The following is a 20,486-nucleotide window of genomic DNA, read 5'->3' on the forward strand; positions in this document are numbered from 1 at the left end:
TTTGTGGGAGCGGGATGGACCCGCGATCAGTCACTGATAGATATCGAAGTCGAAGTAGCGACTGGCGATCTTCTGGTAGGTGCCGTTGGCGACGATTTCGTCCAGGGCCTTGTTCAGGCGTTCGCGCAGCGCTTGGTCTTCCTTGCGCACGGCAATCGAGGCGTCGGCCTTGGTGCCGTTGACGTCGCCAAGGATCTTGCAGCAGTCCTTGCCGGCCTTGCCCAGCCATTCGGTCAGCGGGAACTTGTCGGCAATCACCCCGTCCAGGCGCCCGGCGGCGAGGTCGGCGTTGGCTTCATCGAGGGTCGGGTAGAGTTTGACGTCGGCGCCGGCCTTGCCATAGACGTCTTCGGCGTAGATGGCCTGGGTCGAGGAGGATTGCGCGCCGACCGTGTAGCCTTTGAAGGTGGTCTGTGCGTCGGTGATGTCGCTGTCCTTGGCCACGGCCACCGACAACGGGGTCTTGTAGTAGTGGTTGGTGAAGGCGATCTTCTTGCGCCGTTCTTCGGTATTGATCATCGACGCCACCACCGCGTCGTACTTCTTGGCCATCAGGGCCGGGATGATGCCCTCCCAGTCCTGGGCCACCAGGGTGCATTCGACCTTCATCTGTTCGCACAGGGCGTGGCTGATGTCGACGTCGAAGCCATGCAGTTTGTTATCCGAATCAACGTAGTTGAACGGTGGGTAAGCGCCTTCGATAGCGATCTTCAGGGTTTCGGCCTGGGCCAGGGTCGAGCCGGCGAGCAGCAGGGCGCAAGCCCCTGCGAAGCGGATAACAGGTTTCATGACACACCTCGATCTGTTGTTGTTTGCACTCTTGCTATTGTTTGCTCGTTGACGTGTAGCCAACGAATTCGTTGTGTAGAGCTGCAGTTGCTTCCAAGCGTTTTTCAACATCCGGTCCTAGCTTCTTGCAGACCTCGTTGACCATCAGGTGTACCCACGACAGCATCGTCGCGGTGGACTCCCAGAACAGATTGAATTCGGTGGGGATGCGAAACACCTCACTGGCGTTGGCATCGGCCCAGTCACAAAAAGTGTCGGTCACCAGGGTGACGGCAATGCCCGCGGCATGCGCCTTGCGGCACAGGTTCAGGGCATGGCGGGAATAGCGGCGGGCCTCGAACACCACCAGGGCGCAGTCGGCCGGGTCACTGAGCAGCACTTCGCCAAAATGCCCGGCGCTGCCATCGACCACCTGCACGCCGTCGCGCAGGTATTGCAGCAGGTGCGCCATGCACTGGGCGATGCCGCGCTCGGTCTGAAAACCGGCGATAAACACCTTGCGCCGCTGCGCCAGGCGCTGGCTGACGGTATTCCAGGCCGGGGTGCGGCTGTATTCGTAAACCCGCACCAGGGCGCCAACCTCCTGCTCCAGGCTGCGTGCCAGGCCGGCGGCATCCTGGCCATGGCGTTGGCGAAATTCTTGCAGGCGATCACCGACCAGCCACGGGCCTTCGCCGAGGTCGTCTTTAAGATCGTGTTTGAGGGCCTTGAGGTGCTCGTAACCCAGCGAGCGGCAGAAGCGCCCGACACTCGACTCGCTGACGCCGATTTTCGCCGCCAGGCTTGCGGAGGTTTCGAACGGCAGGTCGGTGAGGTGGGCGAGCATGTAGCTGGCGATCTTGCGCCCCGACGCCGCTGCGTTGTGCAGGCTGTGTTCCAGGCGCTGTTTGATCGGTTGGCTCACAGGGCGATACTCGAAGGCGGTGGCACGTGGAAACAGAAAATGAATGTTTTCTGTCATCAAGTCAACATTTGACAGTTTGCTGTCACTGGAGGAAAGTCTGGCCATTGCCCATCGCTGTCGCCCATTCCAAATCCAATAAGGGAGCTTCAGATGTCCGCACGTCCCGACACTGCTGTCGCGCAGATCGCCTTTGCCGACCTGCAGGCCTTGTTGCAGCGTATTTTCGTCCGTCATGGTTGCAGCGCAGCGGTCGCCCAGGCCCTGGCCTTCAACTGCGCCAGCGCCCAGCGCGATGGCGCTCACAGCCACGGTGTGTTCCGTATTCCCGGTTATGTCTCGACCCTGGAAAGTGGTTGGGTCGATGGCCAGGCCGTACCCGCTGTCGAAGACCTCGCCAGCGGTTATGTGCGCGTCGATGCCAAGGGCGGCTTTGCCCAGCCGGCGCTGGCCGCGGCTCGCGAGCTATTGGTGGCCAAGGCCCGCAGCGCCGGCATCGCCGTGCTGGCGATCCATAATTCGCACCATTTCGCCGCCCTCTGGCCGGATGTCGAACCTTTTGCCGATGAAGGCCTGGTGGCCCTGAGCGTGGTCAACAGCATGACCTGCGTGGTGCCCCATGGCGCCCGGCAACCGCTGTTTGGCACCAACCCGATTGCCTTTGCCGCGCCGTGCGCCGGCAGCGACCCGATCGTCTTCGACATGGCCACCAGCGCCATGGCCCATGGCGACGTGCAGATCGCCGCGCGCAAGGGCGAACGGCTGCCCGAAGGCATGGGCGTCGACAATAAAGGCGAACCGACCTGCGACCCGCAGGCGATTCTCGATGGCGGCGCGCTGCTGCCGTTTGGCGGGCACAAGGGCTCGGCGCTGTCGATGATGGTCGAACTGCTGGCGGCGGCGCTGACCGGCGGCAACTTCTCGTTCGAGTTCGACTGGTCGCAGCACCCAGGCGCGAAAACGCCCTGGACCGGGCAGTTGATCATCGTCATCGACCCGGCCCGCTCAGTAGGTAACCGTTTTGCTGAACGCAGCCGCGAGCTGGTGCGGCAGATGCAGGCGGTGGGCCTGCAGCGCATGCCGGGTGAGCGGCGTTTTCGCGAGCGCGAGCAGTCGGCGAAGGAGGGCGTGACCCTGACAGTGGCGGAGCTTGAGCAGCTACAGGGCCTGGCGGGGTAGGGCAGCCAGCCGATTACCGTGCATACATGCACAAATCAGTTGCACCAAGGGTAATGTTCCTCGGCCGCCAGTACAGGTATCCTCGACACAGCTTTTAGTCCGAACTGTCCTGACCCAAGGAGCTGTGCGCTGTGTTCAAACATGTCGATGCCTATGCCGGCGATCCGATTCTCTCCCTGATGGAGACCTTCAAGGCCGATCCGCGCGGCGCCAAGGTCAACCTGAGCATCGGCCTGTATTATGATGCCGCAGGCGTGGTGCCACAGCTGGCCGCGGTGCGCGAAGCCGAGCAGCGCTTTGCCGCCCAGCCTCACGAAGCCTCGATGTACCTGCCGATGGAAGGCCTGAACAGCTACCGCCAGGCGATCCAGGCGCTGTTGTTCGGTGCCGGCCACCCGGCGGTCGAGGCCGGTCGTGTGGCCACCGTACAGACCGTCGGCGGCTCCGGCGCGCTGAAAGTCGGTGCCGACTTCCTCAAGCGCTACTTCCCCGAGTCGCAGGTGTGGGTCAGTGATCCGACCTGGGACAACCACCGGGCGATCTTTGAAGGCGCAGGTTTCAAGGTCAACACCTACCCGTACTTCGACCCGGCCAGCCGCGGCGTCGACTTCGACGGCATGCTTGGCAGCCTCAGCGGCCTGCCGGCCAACAGCATCGTCCTGCTCCACCCGTGCTGCCACAACCCCACCGGCGTCGACCTGAGCCAGGCGCAGTGGCAGCAAGTGATCGAAGTGCTCAAGGCGCGCAACCTGATCCCGTTCCTCGACATCGCCTACCAGGGCTTTGGCGAAGGCCTGGACGCAGACGCCTACGCCATCCGTGAAGTGGCCCGCGCCGGCGTGCCGTGCCTGGTGAGCAACTCGTTCTCGAAAATCTTCTCGCTGTATGGCGAGCGGGTTGGCGGCCTGTCGGTGGTCTGTGACGACAGCGATACTGCACAAAGCGTGCTCGGCCAGCTCAAGGCCACCGTGCGCCGCAACTACTCCAGCCCGCCAAGCTTTGGTGCACAGCTGGTGGCCGCGGTGCTCGGTGATGCTGAGCTCAATGCCCAGTGGGAGGCGGAAGTGGAGAAGATGCGCCTGCGTATCCTCGACATGCGCCAGGCCCTGGTCGATACCCTGGGTGACTTGCTGCCGGGCCAGGACTTCCAGTTCTTCCTGCGCCAGCGCGGCATGTTCAGCTACACCGGCTTTAGCGTCGAGCAGGTGCGTCGCCTGCGTGACGAGTTCGGTGTGTACCTGATCGACAGCGGCCGGGTGTGCATGGCCGGCCTGCGTCCGGACAACCTGCAGCAAGTGGCCAAGGCGTTCGCTGCGGTTCAATAAGTAACTTTAATCGCGGGTCAAGCCCGCTCCCACAGTGACTCAGCTGATTTCAAGGATGGGGTAGCTCCTGTGGGAGCGGGCTTGACCCGCGATGCTTTCAACCCAAGGTGCAACCACTCCTCGGCCAGGGCTTTGCAAGTGCAACCAATCGGCGCACAATCGCGCCCCTCTTTGTATGGTCAAGAGGGGCGAAGCGTCTGTTTAGCCACTCCTGGCCCTGTTGCAGTCTTGCGAGTGGAGTTGCACCCGGATGAATGAGCAGGCCCCAAGCGTTGAACAACGCTTCGAATCGACCCCCGCCGCCCTCGGCAGCTGGGCCCGTCAGGACACCACCTGGATGCTGGGCCTGTTTGGCACGGCGATCGGCGCCGGGACCCTGTTCCTGCCGATCAACGCCGGCCTCGGCGGCTTCTGGCCGCTGCTGATCCTGGCGCTGCTGGCGTTCCCGATGACCTTCTACGCCCACCGCGGCCTGACCCGCTTCGTGCTCTCCGGGCGCGACGGCGCCGACATCACCGACGTGGTCGAAGAGCATTTCGGCCTGAGTGCCGGTGCCCTGATCACCTTGCTGTACTTTTTCGCCATCTTCCCGATCCTGCTGATCTACAGTGTGGCCCTGACCAACACCGTCGGCAGCTTCATGGAGCACCAGCTGCACATCGAGCCGCCACCGCGCGCGCTGCTGTCGTTCGTGCTGATCCTCGGCCTGCTGGCCATCGTGCGCTGCGGCGAGCAGGCCACGGTCAAGGTCATGAGCTGGCTGGTCTATCCGTTCATCGTCGCCCTGGCGTTCCTCGCGGTGTTCCTGATTCCGCACTGGAGTGGCGGTATCCTCAGCACCGCCACTGAAATGCCTTCGGGCTCGGCGTTCCTGCATACCCTGTGGCTGGCGATTCCGGTGATGGTCTTCTCGTTCAACCATTCGCCGATCATCTCGGCCTTTGCCGTTGACCAGAAGCGCCGTTATGGCGCGCATGCCGATGAGCGCAGCGGGCAGATCCTGTGCCGCGCCCACCTGCTGATGGTGGCCATGGTGATGTTCTTCGTGTTCAGTTGCGTACTGACCCTGACCCCGGCGCAACTGGCCGAAGCCAAGGCGCAGAACCTGTCGATCCTGTCGTACCTGGCCAACCATTTCAGCAACCCGACCATCGCCTTCGCCGCGCCGCTGATTGCCTTCATCGCCATCGCCAAGTCGTTCCTGGGCCACTACATCGGTGCCAGCGAAGGCCTCAAAGGCCTGGTGCTGAAGACCGGCAAGCGCCCGGGCGCCAAAGCCCTGGACCGCATGACCGCAGCCTTCATGCTGATCATCTGCTGGATCGTCGCCACCCTCAACCCGAGCATCCTCGGCATGATCGAGACCCTCGGCGGCCCGGTGATCGCCGCGATCCTGTTCCTGATGCCGATGTACGCCATCCGCAAGGTGCCGGCGATGAGCAAGTACCGCGGGCAGATGTCCAACGTCTTCGTCGTCGCCGTGGGCCTGGTGGCCATCTCGGCACTGGTGTACTCGCTGCTGAGCTGAAATGCCTGATTCGGGAGCCGGCAATCGGCTCCCGGACAACTAAAGATTGTCCACAAAAGTTGTCTGGCAATTCAACAATTTAACATTCGCCCATAGGTAGACGGGCACTTTCATGGTTAACTCTGGTCCTTTAATCACCCCCGCATAAGGACTTCGTTCATGGCTCAAGTGACTCTTAAAGGCAACCCGGTTCAGGTCAAAGGCGAACTGCCGAAAGTCGGCGCCCAGGCACCTGCGTTTTCTCTGGTTGGTGCAGGCCTTGCCGACGTGACCCTGGCTTCCCTGGCCGGCAAGCGCAAAGTGCTGAACATCTTTCCAAGCGTCGACACCCCGACCTGCGCCACTTCGGTTCGCAAGTTCAACGCCCAGGCCAACGAGCTGAACAACACCGTCGTCCTGTGCATCTCCGCCGACCTGCCGTTCGCGCAAGCGCGCTTCTGCGGTGCTGAAGGCCTGGAGAACGTGCAGAACCTGTCGCTGCTGCGCGGCCGTGAGTTCTTCGGCAACTACGGTGTTGAAATCGCCGACGGCCCGCTGGCCGGCCTGACTGCCCGCGCCGTGGTAGTGCTGGACGAGAACGACAAGGTGCTGCACAGCGAGCTGGTTGGCGAAATCGCCGAAGAGCCGAATTATGAGGCTGCCCTGGCTGTTCTGAAGTAACAGTGACAGCCGATCGCGGGGCAAGCCCGCTCCTACACCATCCCTGTAGGAGCGGGCTTGCCCCGCGAAGAATTGCGAAGAGATGTAACGGCCTGGCCCTCGTCCAGGCCGTTTTTATTTATAGTTCATTACGTTAGCTACGTAAGCTCAAGGTAAAGTGCCGGTAAAGGCGCTTTGCTTATCTGTCTGCAGTGCTTATCGTTCAGCCTCCTGAAAAGAATTCTTTCCCGCACAATGGTCGATCAACCGATGCTTTCTCGTTCCCGTTCCTCCCGTCGCTGGCTTGTCGGCCTGCTGATCCTGCTGCTGGTCGCCGGCCTGTGCTGGTGGCTGTGGCCGTCGCCGGCGGCGCACAAGGCAGGTGCCGCGCCGGGCGGCAAGGGCGGGCGGCCGGGTTTTGGCGCGTTCGGCGGGCCAGTACCGGTACGGGTCGAGCCGGCCACGGTTGGCGACTTCCCGGTATACCTCAAGGCCCTGGGCACGGTGACCGCGACCAACACGGTGAATGTGCGCAGCCGGGTCGGCGGCGAACTGGTCAAGGTCAACTTCCAGGAAGGCCAGAAGGTCAAGGCCGGCGACCTGCTGGCCGAGATCGACCCGCGCAGCTACCAGATCGCTCTGCAACAGGCCGAAGGCACTCTGGCGCAGAACCAGGCGCAACTGAAAAACGCCCAGATCGACCTGCAGCGTTATAAAGGCCTGTTCGCCGAAGACAGCATCGCCAAGCAGACCCTCGATACCCAGGAGGCACTGGTCGGCCAGTACCAGGGCACGATCAAGACCAACCAGGCGGCGGTAGGCGACGCCAAGCTCAACCTCGACTTCACCCGCATCCGCGCGCCGATCAGCGGCCGTCTGGGCCTGCGCCAGCTGGACGTCGGCAACCTGGTGGCGGCCAACGACACCACCGCGCTGGTGGTCATCACCCAGACCCAGCCAATCACCGTGGCCTTCACCTTGCCGGAAACAGAGCTGAACACGGTGCTGGCGCGCTACCGCAGCGGCGCGCAGTTGCCGGTCGAGGCCTGGGACCGCAGCGACAGCAAGCAACAGGCGGCCGGCGTGCTGCGCAGCCTCGACAACCAGATCGACACCACCACCGGCACCCTGAAGTTCAAGGCCTTCTTCGAAAACCAGGACGAAGCGCTGTTCCCCAACCAGTTCGTCAACGTGCGCCTGCTCGCCGATACCCTCAAGGGTGTGGTGATGGCGCCGTCGGCGGCGATCCAGTTCGGCACCGACGGCTCGTTCGTCTATGTCATGGAAGGCGACAACAAGGTACGCATCCGCAAGCTCACGCTGGGCGCCAGCGATGGTGATCTCACCGTGGTCAACGAAGGCCTGGCCAAGGGCGAGCGGGTGGTGCTCGAAGGCACCGACCGCTTGCGTGATGGCAGCGAGGTCGAAGTAGTCAACGACAGCGCCGAAGTGCCGGTCACCCCTGGCCAGCACTTGCAGGGCCAGGACAAGAAAGAAGCCTCCGCCGCTGACGGCGCACAGGGCAAGGCCGGCGCATGAACCTCTCGCGGCTGTTCATCCTGCGCCCGGTGGCGACCACCCTGAGCATGCTGGCCATCGTCCTGGCCGGCCTGATCGCCTACAAGATGCTGCCGGTGGCGGCGCTGCCCCAGGTCGATTACCCGACCATCCGGGTGATGACCCTGTACCCCGGCGCCAGCCCCCAGGTGATGACCAGCGCGGTCACTGCGCCGCTTGAGCGCCAGTTCGGGCAGATGCCCGGGCTGACCCAGATGGCCTCGACCAGCTCCGGTGGCGCCTCGGTGCTGACCCTGCGCTTCAGCCTGGACATGAACATGGACGTTGCCGAGCAACAGGTGCAGGCGGCGATCAACGCAGCCAGCAACCTGCTGCCCAGCGACCTGCCGGCGCCACCGGTGTACAACAAGGTCAACCCGGCCGACACGCCGGTGCTGACCCTGGCGATTTCGTCGAAAACCATGCCGCTGCCCAAGCTCAACGACCTGGTCGACACCCGCGTGGCGCAAAAAATCGCCCAGATCGGCGGCGTCGGCATGGTCAGCATCGCCGGCGGCCAACGCCAGGCGGTGCGGATCAAGGTCAACCCCGACGCCCTGGCCTCGGCCGGGCTCAACCTGGCCGACGTGCGCACCTTGATCGGCGCTTCCAACGTCAACCAGCCCAAAGGCAACTTCGATGGCCCGACGCGGGTGTCGATGCTCGACGCCAACGACCAGCTGCGTTCGCCCGAGGAATACGCCAACCTGATTCTCGCCTACAACAACGGCGCGCCGCTGCGCCTCAAGGATGTCGCCGAGATCGTCGACGGCGCCGAAAACGAGCGCCTGGCGGCCTGGGCCAACCAGAACCAGGCGGTGTTGCTGAACATCCAGCGCCAGCCCGGGGCCAACGTCATCGAGGTGGTCGACCGGATCAAGGCGATGCTGCCGTCGATCACCGACAACCTGCCGGCGGGCCTGGATGTCAGCGTGCTCACCGACCGCACCCAGACCATCCGCGCCTCGGTCAAGGACGTGCAGCACGAGCTGCTGATCGCCATCGCCCTGGTGGTCATGGTCACCTTCATCTTTTTGCGCCGCTTCAGCGCCACCATCATCCCCTCGGTGGCTGTGCCGCTGTCGCTGATCGGCACCTTTGCGGTCATGCACCTGGCCGGGTTCTCGATCAACAACCTGACCCTGATGGCCCTGACCATCGCCACCGGCTTTGTGGTCGACGATGCCATCGTCATGCTGGAGAACATCTCGCGGCATATCGAAGAGGGCGAGACGCCGATGCAGGCGGCGCTCAAAGGCGCGCGGCAGATCGGCTTCACCCTGGTTTCGCTGACCTTCTCGCTGATTGCGGTACTGATCCCGCTGCTGTTCATGGCCGATGTGGTCGGCCGGCTGTTTCGCGAATTCGCCATCACCCTGGCGGTGGCGATCCTGATTTCCCTGGTGGTGTCGCTGACCCTGACGCCGATGATGTGCGCGCGCTTGCTCAAGCGCGAACCGAAGGAGGAAGAGCAGGGGCGTTTCTACCGTGCCAGCGGCGCCTGGATCGACTGGATGATCGACTACTACGGCCGTGGCCTGCAGTGGGTGCTCCGCCACCAGCCGCTGACCCTGCTGGTGGCCGTGGCGACCCTGGGCCTGACCGTGCTGCTGTACCTGGTGGTGCCCAAGGGCTTCTTCCCGGTACAGGACACCGGGGTGATCCAGGGTATTTCCGAGGCGCCGCAGTCGGTGTCGTTCAGCGCCATGAGCCAGCGCCAGCAGCAGCTCAGCGCGGTGATCCTCAAGGACCCGGCGGTGCAGAGCCTGTCGTCGTACATCGGCGTCGATGGCGACAACGCCACGCTTAACAGTGGTCGCCTGCTGATCAACCTCAAGCCCCATGGCGAGCGTGACCTCACCGCAGCCCAGGTGATTGCCCGCCTGCAACCGGAGGTCGACAAGCTGGTCGGCATCCGCCTGTTCATGCAGCCGGTGCAGGATTTGAGCATCGAAGACCGGGTCAGCCGCACTCAGTACCAGTTCAGCCTGTCCTCGCCGGATGCCGAGCTGCTGGCGCAGTGGAGCGCCAAGCTGGTCGATGCCCTGCAGCAACGCCCGGAACTCACCGATGTCGCCAGCGACCTGCAGGACAAGGGCCTGCAGGTATTCCTGGTGATCGACCGCGACGCCGCCAGCCGCCTGGGCATCAACGTCGCCGACATCACCAACGCCCTCTACGATGCCTTCGGTCAGCGGCAGATCTCGACCATCTACACCCAGGCCAGCCAGTACCGCGTGGTGCTGCAGGCAGAGGCGGCGTCGAGCATCGGCCCGCAGGTGCTCGAGCAGATTCACGTCAAGGCTGCCGACGGCGGCCAGGTGCGGCTGTCGAGCCTGGCGCGCATCGAGCAGCGCCAGGCGCAGTTGGCAATTGCCCATATCGGCCAGTTCCCGGCGGTGATGATGTCGTTCAACCTTGGCGACGGCGTGGCCCTCGGCGAGGCGGTCAAGGTCATCGAGCAGGTGCAGCAGGACATCGGCATGCCGGTGGGCGTGCAAACCCGCTTCCAGGGCGCGGCCGAAGCCTTCCAGGCCTCGCTGTCGAGCACCTTGCTGCTGATCCTGGCGGCGGTGGTGACCATGTACATCGTGCTTGGCGTGCTCTACGAGAGCTACATCCACCCGGTGACCATCCTCTCGACCCTGCCGTCGGCGGCGGTGGGCGCCTTGCTGGCGTTGATCCTCTCCGGTAACGACCTGGGCATGATCGCCATCATCGGCATCATCCTGCTCATCGGTATCGTCAAGAAGAACGCGATCATGATGATCGACTTCGCCCTGGAGGCCGAGCGCAACCAGGGCATGGCCCCGGAAGCGGCCATCTACCAGGCCGCGCTGCTGCGCTTCCGGCCGATCCTGATGACCACGTTGGCGGCACTGTTCGGCGCCATCCCGCTGATGCTCGCCAGCGGCTCCGGCGCCGAGCTGCGCCAGCCCCTGGGCCTGGTGATGGTTGGCGGGCTGCTGGTCAGCCAGGTGCTGACGCTGTTCACTACGCCTGTCATCTATTTGTACTTTGATCGGTTGTCGAGGCGCCTTCGCTCCCGTGGCCTGACTGGAGACTTGGTGTGATCGGGGCCAGCTACAAGCTGCAAGCTACAAGCTGCAAGCGGTCCGGTGTTCGATCTGTGCATCGAAGGTCACCTCAAGTTGCTTGCAGCTTGCAGCTTGCAGCTTGCAACTGGAGCCGCCCATGAACCTCTCAGCTCCGTTCATCGCCCGCCCAGTGGCGACCATGCTGCTGAGCCTGGCGATCATGCTGCTTGGCGGTGTCAGCTTCGGCCTGTTGCCGGTGGCGCCGCTGCCGCAGATCGAGTTCCCGGTGATCGTGGTCCAGGCCAACCTGCCGGGCGCCAGCCCCGAGGTCATGGCCTCGACCGTGGCCACGCCGCTGGAGCGCTCGATGGGCGCGATCTCCGGGGTGACCACCCTTACCAGCAGCTCGAGCCAGGGCTCGACGCGGGTGATCCTCGGTTTCGACCAGGGCCGCGACATCGACGCCGCCGCGCGCGAGGTGCAGGCGGCGATCAATGCCTCGCGCAACTTGCTGCCCAGCGGCATGCGCAGCATGCCCACCTACAAGAAATACAACCCGTCCCAGGCGCCGATCATGGTCCTGGCGCTGACCTCAAGCGTGCTGCAGAAGGGCCAGTTGTACGACCTGGCCTCGACCATCCTGTCCCAGAGCCTGTCGCAGGTGCCGGGGGTCGGCGAAGTGCAGATCGGCGGCAGTTCGCTGCCGGCGGTGCGGGTCGAGCTCGAGCCGCACTTGCTCAACCAGTACGGCGTGTCCCTGGACGACGTGCGCCAGACCATCGCCAACGCCAACCAGCGCCGGCCCAAGGGCTTTGTCGAAGACAGCCAGCGCAACTGGCAGGTGCAGGCCAACGACCAGCTGGAGAAAGCCAAGGACTACGAGCCGCTGGTGATTCGCTACCAGGATGGCGCGGTGCTGCGCCTGAGCCATGTGGCCAAGGTCAGCGACGCGGTGGAGAACCGCTACAACAGTGGTTTCTTCAATGACCAGGACGCGGTGCTGCTGGTGATCAACCGCCAGACCGGCGCCAACATCATCGAGACCGTGAACAAAATCAAGGAGCAGTTGCCGGCCCTGGAGTCGCTGATGCCGGCCAGCGTCAAGCTGGACGTGGCCATGGATCGCTCGCCGGTGATCAAGGCGACCCTCAAGGAAGCCGAGCACACCCTGATCATCGCCGTGGTGCTGGTGGTGCTGGTGGTGTTCCTGTTTCTCGGCAACCTGCGCGCCTCGCTGATCCCGACCCTGGCGGTGCCGGTGTCGCTGGTCGGCACCTTCGCGGCCATGTACCTGTGCGGCTTTTCTCTGAACAACCTGTCGCTGATGGCGCTGATTCTTGCCACCGGCCTGGTGGTGGATGACGCCATCGTGGTGCTGGAGAACATCTCCCGGCATATCGACGAAGGCGTACCGCCGATGCGTGCGGCGTACATGGGTTCCAAGGAGGTGGGCTTCACCTTGCTGTCGATGAACCTGTCGCTGGTGGTGGTGTTCGTCTCGATCCTGTTCATGGGCGGCATCGTCGGCTCGCTGTTTCGCGAGTTCTCGATCACCCTGGCAGTGGCGATCCTGGTCTCCCTGCTGGTGTCGCTGACGCTGACGCCGATGCTCTGCGCACGTTGGCTCAAGCCCCACGCCGAGGGGCAACAGACCCGCCTGCAACGCTGGAGCGAGCAGCTCAACCAGCGCATGATGGCCGGCTACGGGCGCAGCCTTGACTGGGTCATGCGCCACCGGCGCCTGACCCTGTTGAGCCTGCTGGTGACCATCGCGGTCAACATCGCCCTGTACGTGGTAGTGCCCAAGACCTTTTTGCCGCAGCAGGACACCGGCCAGCTGATGGGCTTTGTCCGCGGCGACGACGGTCTGTCGTTCCAGGTCATGCAGCCGAAGATGGAGATCTTCCGCCGCGCCTTGCTGGCCGACCCGGCAGTGGAAAGCGTTGCCGGTTTCATTGGTGGCAACAGCGGCACCAACAACGCCATGGTGCTGGTGCGCCTCAAGCCGATCAGCGAGCGCAAGGTCTCGGCGCAGAAGATCATCGAGCGCCTGCGCAAAGAGATGCCCAAGGTGCCCGGCGGGCGGCTGTTCCTGATGGCCGACCAGGACTTGCAGTTCGGCGGCGGTCGCGACCAGAGCAGCTCGCAGTTCCTCTACACCCTGCAAAGCAGCGAGCTCTCGGCCCTGCGCGAGTGGTACCCGAAGGTGGTCGCGGCGCTCAAGAGCCTGCCGGAACTGACCGCCATCGACGCCCGCGAAGGCGGCGGTACCCAGCAGATCACCCTGGTGGTCGACCGCGAACAGGCCAAGCGCCTGGGCATCGACATGAGCATGGTCACCTCGGTGCTTAACAACGCCTACAGCCAGCGGCAGATCTCGACCATCTACGACAGCCTCAACCAGTACCAGGTGGTGATGGAGATCAACCCCAAATATGCCCAGGACCCGCGCACCCTCGAGCAGGTCCAGGTGATCACCGCCGATGGCGCGCGGGTACCGCTGTCCACCTTCGCCCATTACCAGAACAGCCTGGCCGATGATCGCGTCAGCCACGAAGGCCAGTTTGCCTCCGAGAGCATCAACTTCGACATTGCCGAAGGCTACAGCCAGGACCAGGCCCTGGCCGCGGTGGAGCGGGCAGTGGCCAAGGTCGGCTTGCCCGAGGACGTGATCGCCAAGCTCGGCGGTACCGGCGATGCCTTCGCCGAAAGCCAGAAGGGCCAGCCGTTCATGATCCTCGGCGCCTTGCTGGCGGTGTACCTGGTGCTGGGCATTCTCTATGAAAGCTACATTCACCCGCTGACCATCCTCTCGACCCTGCCATCGGCCGGGGTAGGGGCCTTGCTGACGCTGTACGTGGTCGGCAGCGAGTTCAGCCTGATCTCGCTGCTGGGCCTGTTCCTGCTGATTGGCGTGGTGAAGAAGAACGCCATCATGATGATCGACCTGGCCCTGCAACTGGAGCGCCACGAGCACCTGAGCCCGGAGGAGTCGATCCGCCGTGCCTGCCTGCTGCGCCTGCGGCCGATCCTGATGACCACCCTGGCGGCCATCCTCGGCGCCTTGCCGCTGCTGCTCAGCCACGCCGAAGGCGCCGAGATGCGCCAGCCGCTGGGCCTGACCATCATCGGCGGGCTGGTCTTCAGCCAGATCCTCACGCTTTACACCACCCCGGTGGTCTACCTCTATCTGGACCGCCTGCGCCATCGCTTCAACCGCTGGCGCGGCGTGCGTACCGACGCTGCTTTGGAAACCCCGCTATGACCCGACGTCCGCTTCTTTCCGACCGTTCGCTGCAGCCGTTGCTGGCTGCCCGCGGCTCGCGCCTGCTGGCCTCGGCCCTGTGCCTGGGGATGCTCAGCGCCTGTACCCTGAGCCCGGACTACCACCGGCCCGAAACCCCGGCGCCGGTGGCCTTCAAGCACGCCGAAGGCTGGACCCAGGCCAACCCCTCGGACGCCATCGCCCGCGGCGCCTGGTGGGAGCTGTACGGCGACGCCCAGCTCAACGGCCTGGTCGAGCAGCTCAACGCCGGCAACCAGACCGTCGCCCAGTACGAAGCCCAGTACCGCCAGGCCCAGGCTCTGGTGCGAAGCGCCCGCGGCGCACTGTTCCCAAGCCTCGACCTGTCGGCCGGCAAGACCCGCTCAAGCCAGGGCACCGGCAGCTCGAGTTCGAGCCTGAGCAACAACAGCAGCGGCATCCGCAACACCTACAACACCCAGCTGGGGGTGAGCTGGGAGGCCGACCTGTGGGGCAAACTGCGTGACGGCCTGGCCGCCAACCAGGCCAGCGCCGAGGCCAGCCTCGCCGACATGGCGGCGATCCGCCTGAGCCTGCAGTCGGAACTGGTGCAGAACTACCTGCAACTGCGGGTGATCGACGAACAGAAGCGCCTGCTCGAGGCCACCGTCGAGGCCTATGAGCGTTCGCTGAAAATGACCGAGAACCAGTACCGTGCCGGGGTCTCGGGCAAGGACGCCGTGGCCCAGGCGCAGACCCAGCTGAAAAGCACCCAGGCCGACCTGATCGACCTGGTGTGGCAGCGCGCGCAGCTGGAAAACGCCATTGCCGTGCTGCTCGGCAAGGCCCCGGCCGAGTTCGCCCTGGCCGACAGCAAGGACATCCCGGCCCTGCCGCAAGTGCCGCTGGCCTTGCCTTCGCAACTGCTGGAGCGCCGCCCGGACATCGCCAAGGCCGAGCGTAACGTGATGTCGGCCAACGCCAGCATCGGCGTGGCCCGCGCCGCCTACTTCCCGGACCTGACCCTGAGCATGAGCGGCGGCTACAGCAGTAGCAGCTTCAGCGACTGGATCAGCCTGCCGAACCGCTTTTGGTCGGTCGGCCCGCAACTGGCCATGACCCTGTTCGACGCCGGCCAGCGCGCGGCAGAAGTCGACCGCAGCGAAGCGGTCTACGACCAGACCGTGGCCCAGTACCGGCAGACCGTGCTCGACGGCTTCAAGGAAGTGGAAAACTACCTGGTACAGCTCAAGGTCTATGAAGACGAAGCGCGGGTGCGCAGCGAAGCCCTGGCCTCGGCCCGCGAATCCCTGCGCCTGACCAACAACCAGTACAAGGCCGGGCTGATCGCCTACCTGGACGTGGTCAACGTGCAGACCACCGCCCTGAGCAACGAGCGCAGCGTGCTCAACCTGCTGCAGGGGCGGTTGGTGGCGAGCGTGCAGTTGATCGCGGCGCTGGGTGGGGGCTGGGAGGCGCAGGCGGTGTTTGCCGAGCAGGATAGTGTTAATTAATCAATATAAATCAAAGGTATAAGTTGATTTATTAATGTTGTTTGTTCGGTAGGTTAGCTTGTGGTGCAAGCTGCACTGTTTTCTTGCTTTTCACATTAATAAAGTTATATATCTTATTGATTTATAAAGTATTTTTCTGCTAGAAATCACTTGAGATGGCAGTGATTCGTCATTGCCATCTTCCACCGAAAACTCCGTGCGTTTCGCCAAAGGTTGAGTACAATCATCGGCTTTTATCCGGGCCTCGCCAGTGCCCGGTCTACGGGTTGTGGAAGGCCTCATGCTGATCGGTAGTTACTCTTCGTCGCTGGTATTGATTTCGCTGTGTGTGGCCATCCTTGCTTCGTATACCGCCCTCGACCTCGCCGGCCGGATCAACACCGCCAAGGGCCGTGCGGTGTACCTGTGGATCGGTGGCGGGGCGCTGGCCATGGGCATCGGGATCTGGTCGATGCACTTTATCGGCATGCTCGCCCTGAACCTGCCGATCGAGCTCGGTTATGACATTACCCTGACCCTGCTGTCGCTGCTGATCGCCGGGCTGTCGTCGGGTTTCGCCCTGTGGCTGGTCAGCCAGCCGACCTTGCCGTGGCTGCAACTGGGCGCTGGCGCGTTGATCATGGGCACCGGCATCAGCAGCATGCACTACACCGGCATGGCCGCGCTGCGCATGACCCCGGGCATCGACTACGACCCCGCGCTGTTCAGCGCCTCGCTGCTGATCGCTGTCGGCGCCTCGGCAGCGGCGTTGTGGATCGCCTTCCGCCTGCGCCAGCAAACCCTGTACGTGCGCCACTTGCGTGGCGGCGCGGCGATCATCATGGGCGTGGCGATCGTCGGCATGCATTACACCGGCATGGCCGCGGCGAACTTCCCCGAAGGCAGTTACTGCGGCGCCCTGGGCGGCGGCCTGAGCGGCAACGGCCTGGATTACCTGGTGCTGATCACCACCCTGGCAGTGCTGGCCGCAGCCTTGCTGACCTCGGTGCTGGATGCGCGCCTGGAAGCGCGCACCGCCGAGCTTGCCCGCTCGCTGACCCTGGCCAACCAGGAACTGACCCAACTGGCCCTGCACGACACCCTCACCAGCCTGCCCAACCGTACGCTGCTGGCCGACCGTATCGACCAGGCGATCAGCAAGGTGGCCGAGCAGGGCGGTTGTTTTGCGCTGATGTTCATCGACCTGGACGGCTTCAAGCCGGTCAACGATGCCTTCGGTCACCACATGGGCGACCAGTTGCTCAAGGAAGTCGCCCTGCGCCTGCGCGGCCACCTGCACAGCCAGGACACCCTGGCGCGGATCGGCGGCGATGAGTTCGTGCTGCTGGTCGAGCTGCAGGAAGCCGACGACGCCGTGGGCGTGGCGGCCAAGCAGGTCAACCTGATCTCGCGCAGCTTTCGCGTTGCTGAACAGAACCTGCAGATCTCGGCGAGTATCGGCATCGTCCTCTACCCGGGCAATGGTATCGACCAGCACGAACTGCTGCGCAACGCCGATGCGGCCATGTACCACGCCAAGAGCGCCGGCAAGAACGGCTACAGCTTCTTCGACGTGTCGATGAACAGCAACGCCCGCCTGCAACTGCAACTGCTGCAGGATTTGCGCGTGGCCCTGGAGCAGGGCCAGTTCCGCCTGTACTACCAGCCCAAGTTCGACGCCCTCGAGTGCCAGCCGATCGGCGCCGAGGCCTTGCTGCGCTGGGAACACCCGCAACATGGCCTGCTGCTGCCCGACCGGTTCATCATCCAGGCGGAAAAAACCGGCCTGATCATCCCCATCGGCGAGTGGGTGCTGGACGAGGCGTGCCGGCAGATGCGCATCTGGATCGACCGGGGCCACAGCAACTGGCGCATCGCCGTTAACCTGTCGGCCATCCAGTTCTGCCACACCGGGCTGGTCGAGAGCGTTGCCAGGGTGCTGGCGCGTCATCAGTTGCCGGCCAACAGCCTGACCCTGGAAATCACCGAAACCACCGCCATGCGCGATGCCGACGCCAGCATGCAGGTGCTGCAGCGGCTTTCGGACATGGGTGTGGACCTGTCTATCGATGACTTCGGTACCGGCTATTCGAGCCTGATGTACTTGAAGCGCCTGCCGGCCAACGAATTGAAGATTGACCGCGGCTTCGTGCGAGACCTGGAGCAGGACAGCGACGACGCTGCCATCGTTTCGGCCATCGTCGCGCTGGGCCAGGCCCTGGGCTTGCGGATTGTCGCCGAAGGGGTCGAGACCGACCGCCAGCAGAGCTTCCTGACCCGCCTGGGATGTGACTCGTTGCAAGGTTATCTGCTCGGCCAGCCACAGCCGGCCGAGCGCTTCATTGCCGATATCGAGCGCGGGCGCGAGCCCCGGGTTGTCAGCTGATCAGCCGACCGCACGCAGGTTGCAGGACGGTTCGAAGGCGTCGAGTTCGGCCTCAACCGCTTCGATGATGCGCTCGACGTCCGCCGCGTGCATCAGCGTGGCGCAGGGAATGCCGGCAATCGCCAGCAGGGTTTCGCCGGTGGCCCGGTCGAACAGGCGCGCCACCATGCTGCGCGGGGCGTCCATGCTGGCCTCGAAGCCCAGCGGATGAAAATGCCAGCGCATCATCTGGCAGGCGTTGGGGAACGTCAGCTTGTTCATGCCGGCCTCCTTGTACGGTGAACCTCACGCAAGAATGGGCGGGTCGGTGCGACCCGGCGGGAAACCTAAACATAGCATTGATGGCGCCAGTGTCGGCCCAGGATGATGACGGTTTGTCGAGAGTTTGACCCAGCTCACGTTCCCCGGCAGGCGCGGCGACCACTTTGGTGTTGGCGGCAAACGTTTGCTGGCAATATTTCCCCGCCTGCTATGGCGCCGCTCTGCTATTTTTACCGACAGTCGGCTGGGATGCTTGCCTGGGAGTTTCAGACCAATGGCGCGTCCAGGTTCAGTCAAGGAGACCGTCAATGCGTTATTCCGCGCTCACCCAACGTATCGCCGGTGACGGTGCTGCTGCCTGGAACATCCACTACCGCGCCGTCGAACTGCAAGGCCAGGGCCGGGATATCATCCTGTTGTCGATTGGCGACCCGGACTTCGACACCCCGCAACCAATAGTCGACGCCGCCATCGACAGCCTGCGCGGTGGCCACACCCACTATTCCGATGTGCGCGGCAGCGAGGCCCTGCGCCGCGCCATCGCCGCCCATCACACCCGCCACAGCGGCCAGCCGGTCGACCCGCTGGAAGTGGTGGTGCTGGCCGGGGCGCAATGCGCGTTGTATGGCGTGGCCCAGTGCCTGTTCGACCCGGGCGACGAGGTGATCGTCGCCGAGCCCATGTATGTCACCTACGAAGCGGTGTTCGGTGCCTGCGCCGCAAGTCTGGTGCCGGTGCCGGTACGCCCCGAGCAGGGCTTCAGGGTCGACCCTGACGACATCGCCCGGCGTATTACCCCGCGCACCCGCGCCTTGCTGCTCAACAGCCCGCACAACCCCTCTGGCGCCAGCCTGCCCAAGGCTACCTGGCAGCGCCTGGCGCAACTGTGCATCGACCACGACCTGTGGCTGATTTCCGATGAGGTCTACAGCGAGTTGTTGTACGAGGGCGAGCATTTCAGCCCGGCCAGCCTGCCGGGCATGGCCGAACGCAGCGCGACCATCAATAGTCTGTCCAAGTCCCATGCCATGTCGGGCTGGCGGGTCGGCTGGGTGATCGGCCCGCAGCAGTTGACCGAGCACTTGAGCAACCTGGCGCTGTGCATGCTGTACGGCCTGCCGGATTTTATCCAGGACGCCGCCCAGGTGGCCCTGGAGCAAGACCTGCCCCAGGTGCGGCAGATGCGCGAGCGCTACCGCGAGCGGCGCGACCGGGTTTGCGCAAGCCTTGACGGCTGCCCGGGCATCCGCGTGCACAAGCCCGATGGCGGCATGTTCGTGATGATCGATATCCGCGAGACCGGCATTGGCGCCCAGGCCTTTGCCGAGCGTCTGCTGGAGGAGCATGGGGTGTCGGTGCTCGCTGGCGACGCCTTCGGCCCCAGCGCCGCCGGCCACCTGCGTTTTGGCCTGGTGCTCGACAGCGACCGTTTGGAGCAGGCCTGCCAGCGCATCGCCCGTTGCGCCATGCAGGTGCTTGAAGGCGTGCCGTCAGTTCAACAGGCCGGCGGCGATGTTGATGGTAAAGCCCAGAATCGCGGTGTTGAACACGAAACCCACCAATGAGTGGGCGAGGACGATACGGCGCATCTGCCGGTCGGCAACGCCCACGTCCGAGGTCTGCACGGCGACGTTGAGGGTGAACGAGAAGTAGTGGAAGTCCCAATAGTCGGGGTTCAGCTCGCCATCGGCAAAGCGCAGCAAAGGCTCCTTGCTGCCGGCGGTGTAGAACAGCCTGGCGTAGTGCAGGCTGAAGATGGTGCCGATCATCAGCCAGGAGCCGGCAATGGTAAAGCCGGTGTAGGCGTAGTGCAGCAGTTGCGGGCCACCGCCAAGGCCGCGGCTGGCGGCCAGTTGCAGGGTCACTGCGGCAAGGCTGGCGATCGCTGCGATGCTGACGGTGAGCAGCACCAGGCCGGCGTTTTCATCTTCGACACAGGCCACTTCGCGTACCTTCTCGGGGCTGGCGCGCAGGGTCAGCCACAGCACCAGCAGCAGGTACAGCCAGACGCCGATGTTCCAGCCAGTGAGGATGTGCTGCACCAGATTGTCGGCGGGAATCAGCCAGCCGCCCAGGCAGCCGGCAACGGCAGAAAAACTCAGGCGCGGGTGGGTGCGGGTCAGTCGATGGAAAGCCATGGGGCCTC

Annotated in this window: 14 protein-coding genes; 10 read left to right on the forward strand and 4 right to left on the reverse strand. The window is 64.1% G+C overall.

Features of this window, described 5'->3' with window-relative positions:
- Nucleotides 1-30: 30 nt before the first annotated feature.
- Together JYG36_RS13115 and JYG36_RS13120 are read right to left on the reverse strand one after the other, a co-directional pair.
- On the reverse strand, nt 31-789 hold the full coding sequence (locus JYG36_RS13115) for a transporter substrate-binding domain-containing protein (RefSeq protein ID WP_213604314.1): 759 nt from the start codon (nt 787-789) through the stop codon (nt 31-33).
- 34 nt (nt 790-823) lie between these two features.
- On the reverse strand, nt 824-1,693 hold the full coding sequence (locus JYG36_RS13120; protein ID WP_045198460.1) for a MurR/RpiR family transcriptional regulator: 870 nt from the start codon (nt 1,691-1,693) through the stop codon (nt 824-826).
- A 150-nt stretch (nt 1,694-1,843) separates the two neighbouring features.
- On the opposite strand from JYG36_RS13120, the gene JYG36_RS13125 reads away from it, so the two are divergent.
- The 9 genes from JYG36_RS13125 (at nt 1,844) to JYG36_RS13165 (ending at nt 18,079) form a co-directional block, all read left to right on the forward strand.
- Nucleotides 1,844-2,869, forward strand: a complete 1,026-nt coding sequence (locus tag JYG36_RS13125; RefSeq protein WP_195884262.1) for an Ldh family oxidoreductase — start codon at nt 1,844-1,846, stop codon at nt 2,867-2,869.
- 131 nt (nt 2,870-3,000) lie between these two features.
- On the forward strand, nt 3,001-4,194 hold the full coding sequence (locus JYG36_RS13130) for an amino acid aminotransferase (protein WP_213604316.1): 1,194 nt from the start codon (nt 3,001-3,003) through the stop codon (nt 4,192-4,194).
- Between the two features lie 250 nt (nt 4,195-4,444).
- The gene (locus JYG36_RS13135) at nt 4,445-5,722 is read left to right on the forward strand and encodes a serine/threonine transporter (protein WP_045198247.1); all 1,278 of its coding nucleotides are present in this window, start codon (nt 4,445-4,447) and stop codon (nt 5,720-5,722) included.
- A gap of 159 nt (nt 5,723-5,881) precedes the next feature.
- Entirely contained in the window at nt 5,882-6,382 is a 501-nt protein-coding gene (tpx, locus tag JYG36_RS13140) for a thiol peroxidase (protein WP_195884259.1), read from the forward strand.
- Nucleotides 6,383-6,616: 234 nt separating this feature from the next.
- Nucleotides 6,617-7,900, forward strand: coding sequence for an MdtA/MuxA family multidrug efflux RND transporter periplasmic adaptor subunit (locus JYG36_RS13145; protein ID WP_195884258.1), 1,284 nt, complete (start codon nt 6,617-6,619; stop codon nt 7,898-7,900).
- Entirely contained in the window at nt 7,897-10,992 is a 3,096-nt protein-coding gene (locus JYG36_RS13150) for an MdtB/MuxB family multidrug efflux RND transporter permease subunit (protein ID WP_045198253.1), read from the forward strand. The genes JYG36_RS13145 and JYG36_RS13150 overlap by 4 nt, the downstream gene beginning before the upstream one ends.
- Before the next feature lie 121 nt (nt 10,993-11,113).
- On the forward strand, nt 11,114-14,221 hold the full coding sequence (locus JYG36_RS13155) for an efflux RND transporter permease subunit (RefSeq protein ID WP_213604318.1): 3,108 nt from the start codon (nt 11,114-11,116) through the stop codon (nt 14,219-14,221).
- Nucleotides 14,218-15,714: an efflux transporter outer membrane subunit gene (locus tag JYG36_RS13160; RefSeq protein WP_213604321.1), complete on the forward strand. Its 1,497-nt coding sequence runs from the start codon at nt 14,218-14,220 to the stop codon at nt 15,712-15,714. Before JYG36_RS13155 ends, JYG36_RS13160 begins: the two co-directional genes overlap by 4 nt.
- Nucleotides 15,715-15,994: 280 nt before the next feature.
- Complete coding sequence (locus JYG36_RS13165; protein ID WP_093382198.1) at nt 15,995-18,079, forward strand: putative bifunctional diguanylate cyclase/phosphodiesterase; 2,085 nt, start codon at nt 15,995-15,997, stop codon at nt 18,077-18,079.
- Here JYG36_RS13165 and JYG36_RS13170 read toward each other — a convergent pair whose 3' ends face one another.
- Nucleotides 18,080-18,340 (reverse strand): DUF1652 domain-containing protein, encoded by a 261-nt coding sequence (locus JYG36_RS13170; protein WP_045198261.1) that lies wholly within the window; start codon nt 18,338-18,340, stop codon nt 18,080-18,082.
- A 308-nt stretch (nt 18,341-18,648) separates the two neighbouring features.
- On the opposite strand from JYG36_RS13170, the gene JYG36_RS13175 reads away from it, so the two are divergent.
- Nucleotides 18,649-19,905, forward strand: coding sequence for a pyridoxal phosphate-dependent aminotransferase (locus JYG36_RS13175; RefSeq protein WP_213604322.1), 1,257 nt, complete (start codon nt 18,649-18,651; stop codon nt 19,903-19,905).
- Here JYG36_RS13175 and JYG36_RS13180 read toward each other — a convergent pair.
- Complete coding sequence (locus JYG36_RS13180; RefSeq protein WP_093382204.1) at nt 19,831-20,478, reverse strand: DUF1345 domain-containing protein; 648 nt, start codon at nt 20,476-20,478, stop codon at nt 19,831-19,833. The genes JYG36_RS13175 and JYG36_RS13180 overlap by 75 nt on opposite strands.
- Nucleotides 20,479-20,486: the final 8 nt, after the last annotated feature.

This window comes from Pseudomonas sp. SORT22 (genome assembly GCF_018417635.1).
In the GTDB taxonomy this organism is placed as follows: Bacteria; Pseudomonadota; Gammaproteobacteria; order Pseudomonadales; family Pseudomonadaceae; genus Aquipseudomonas.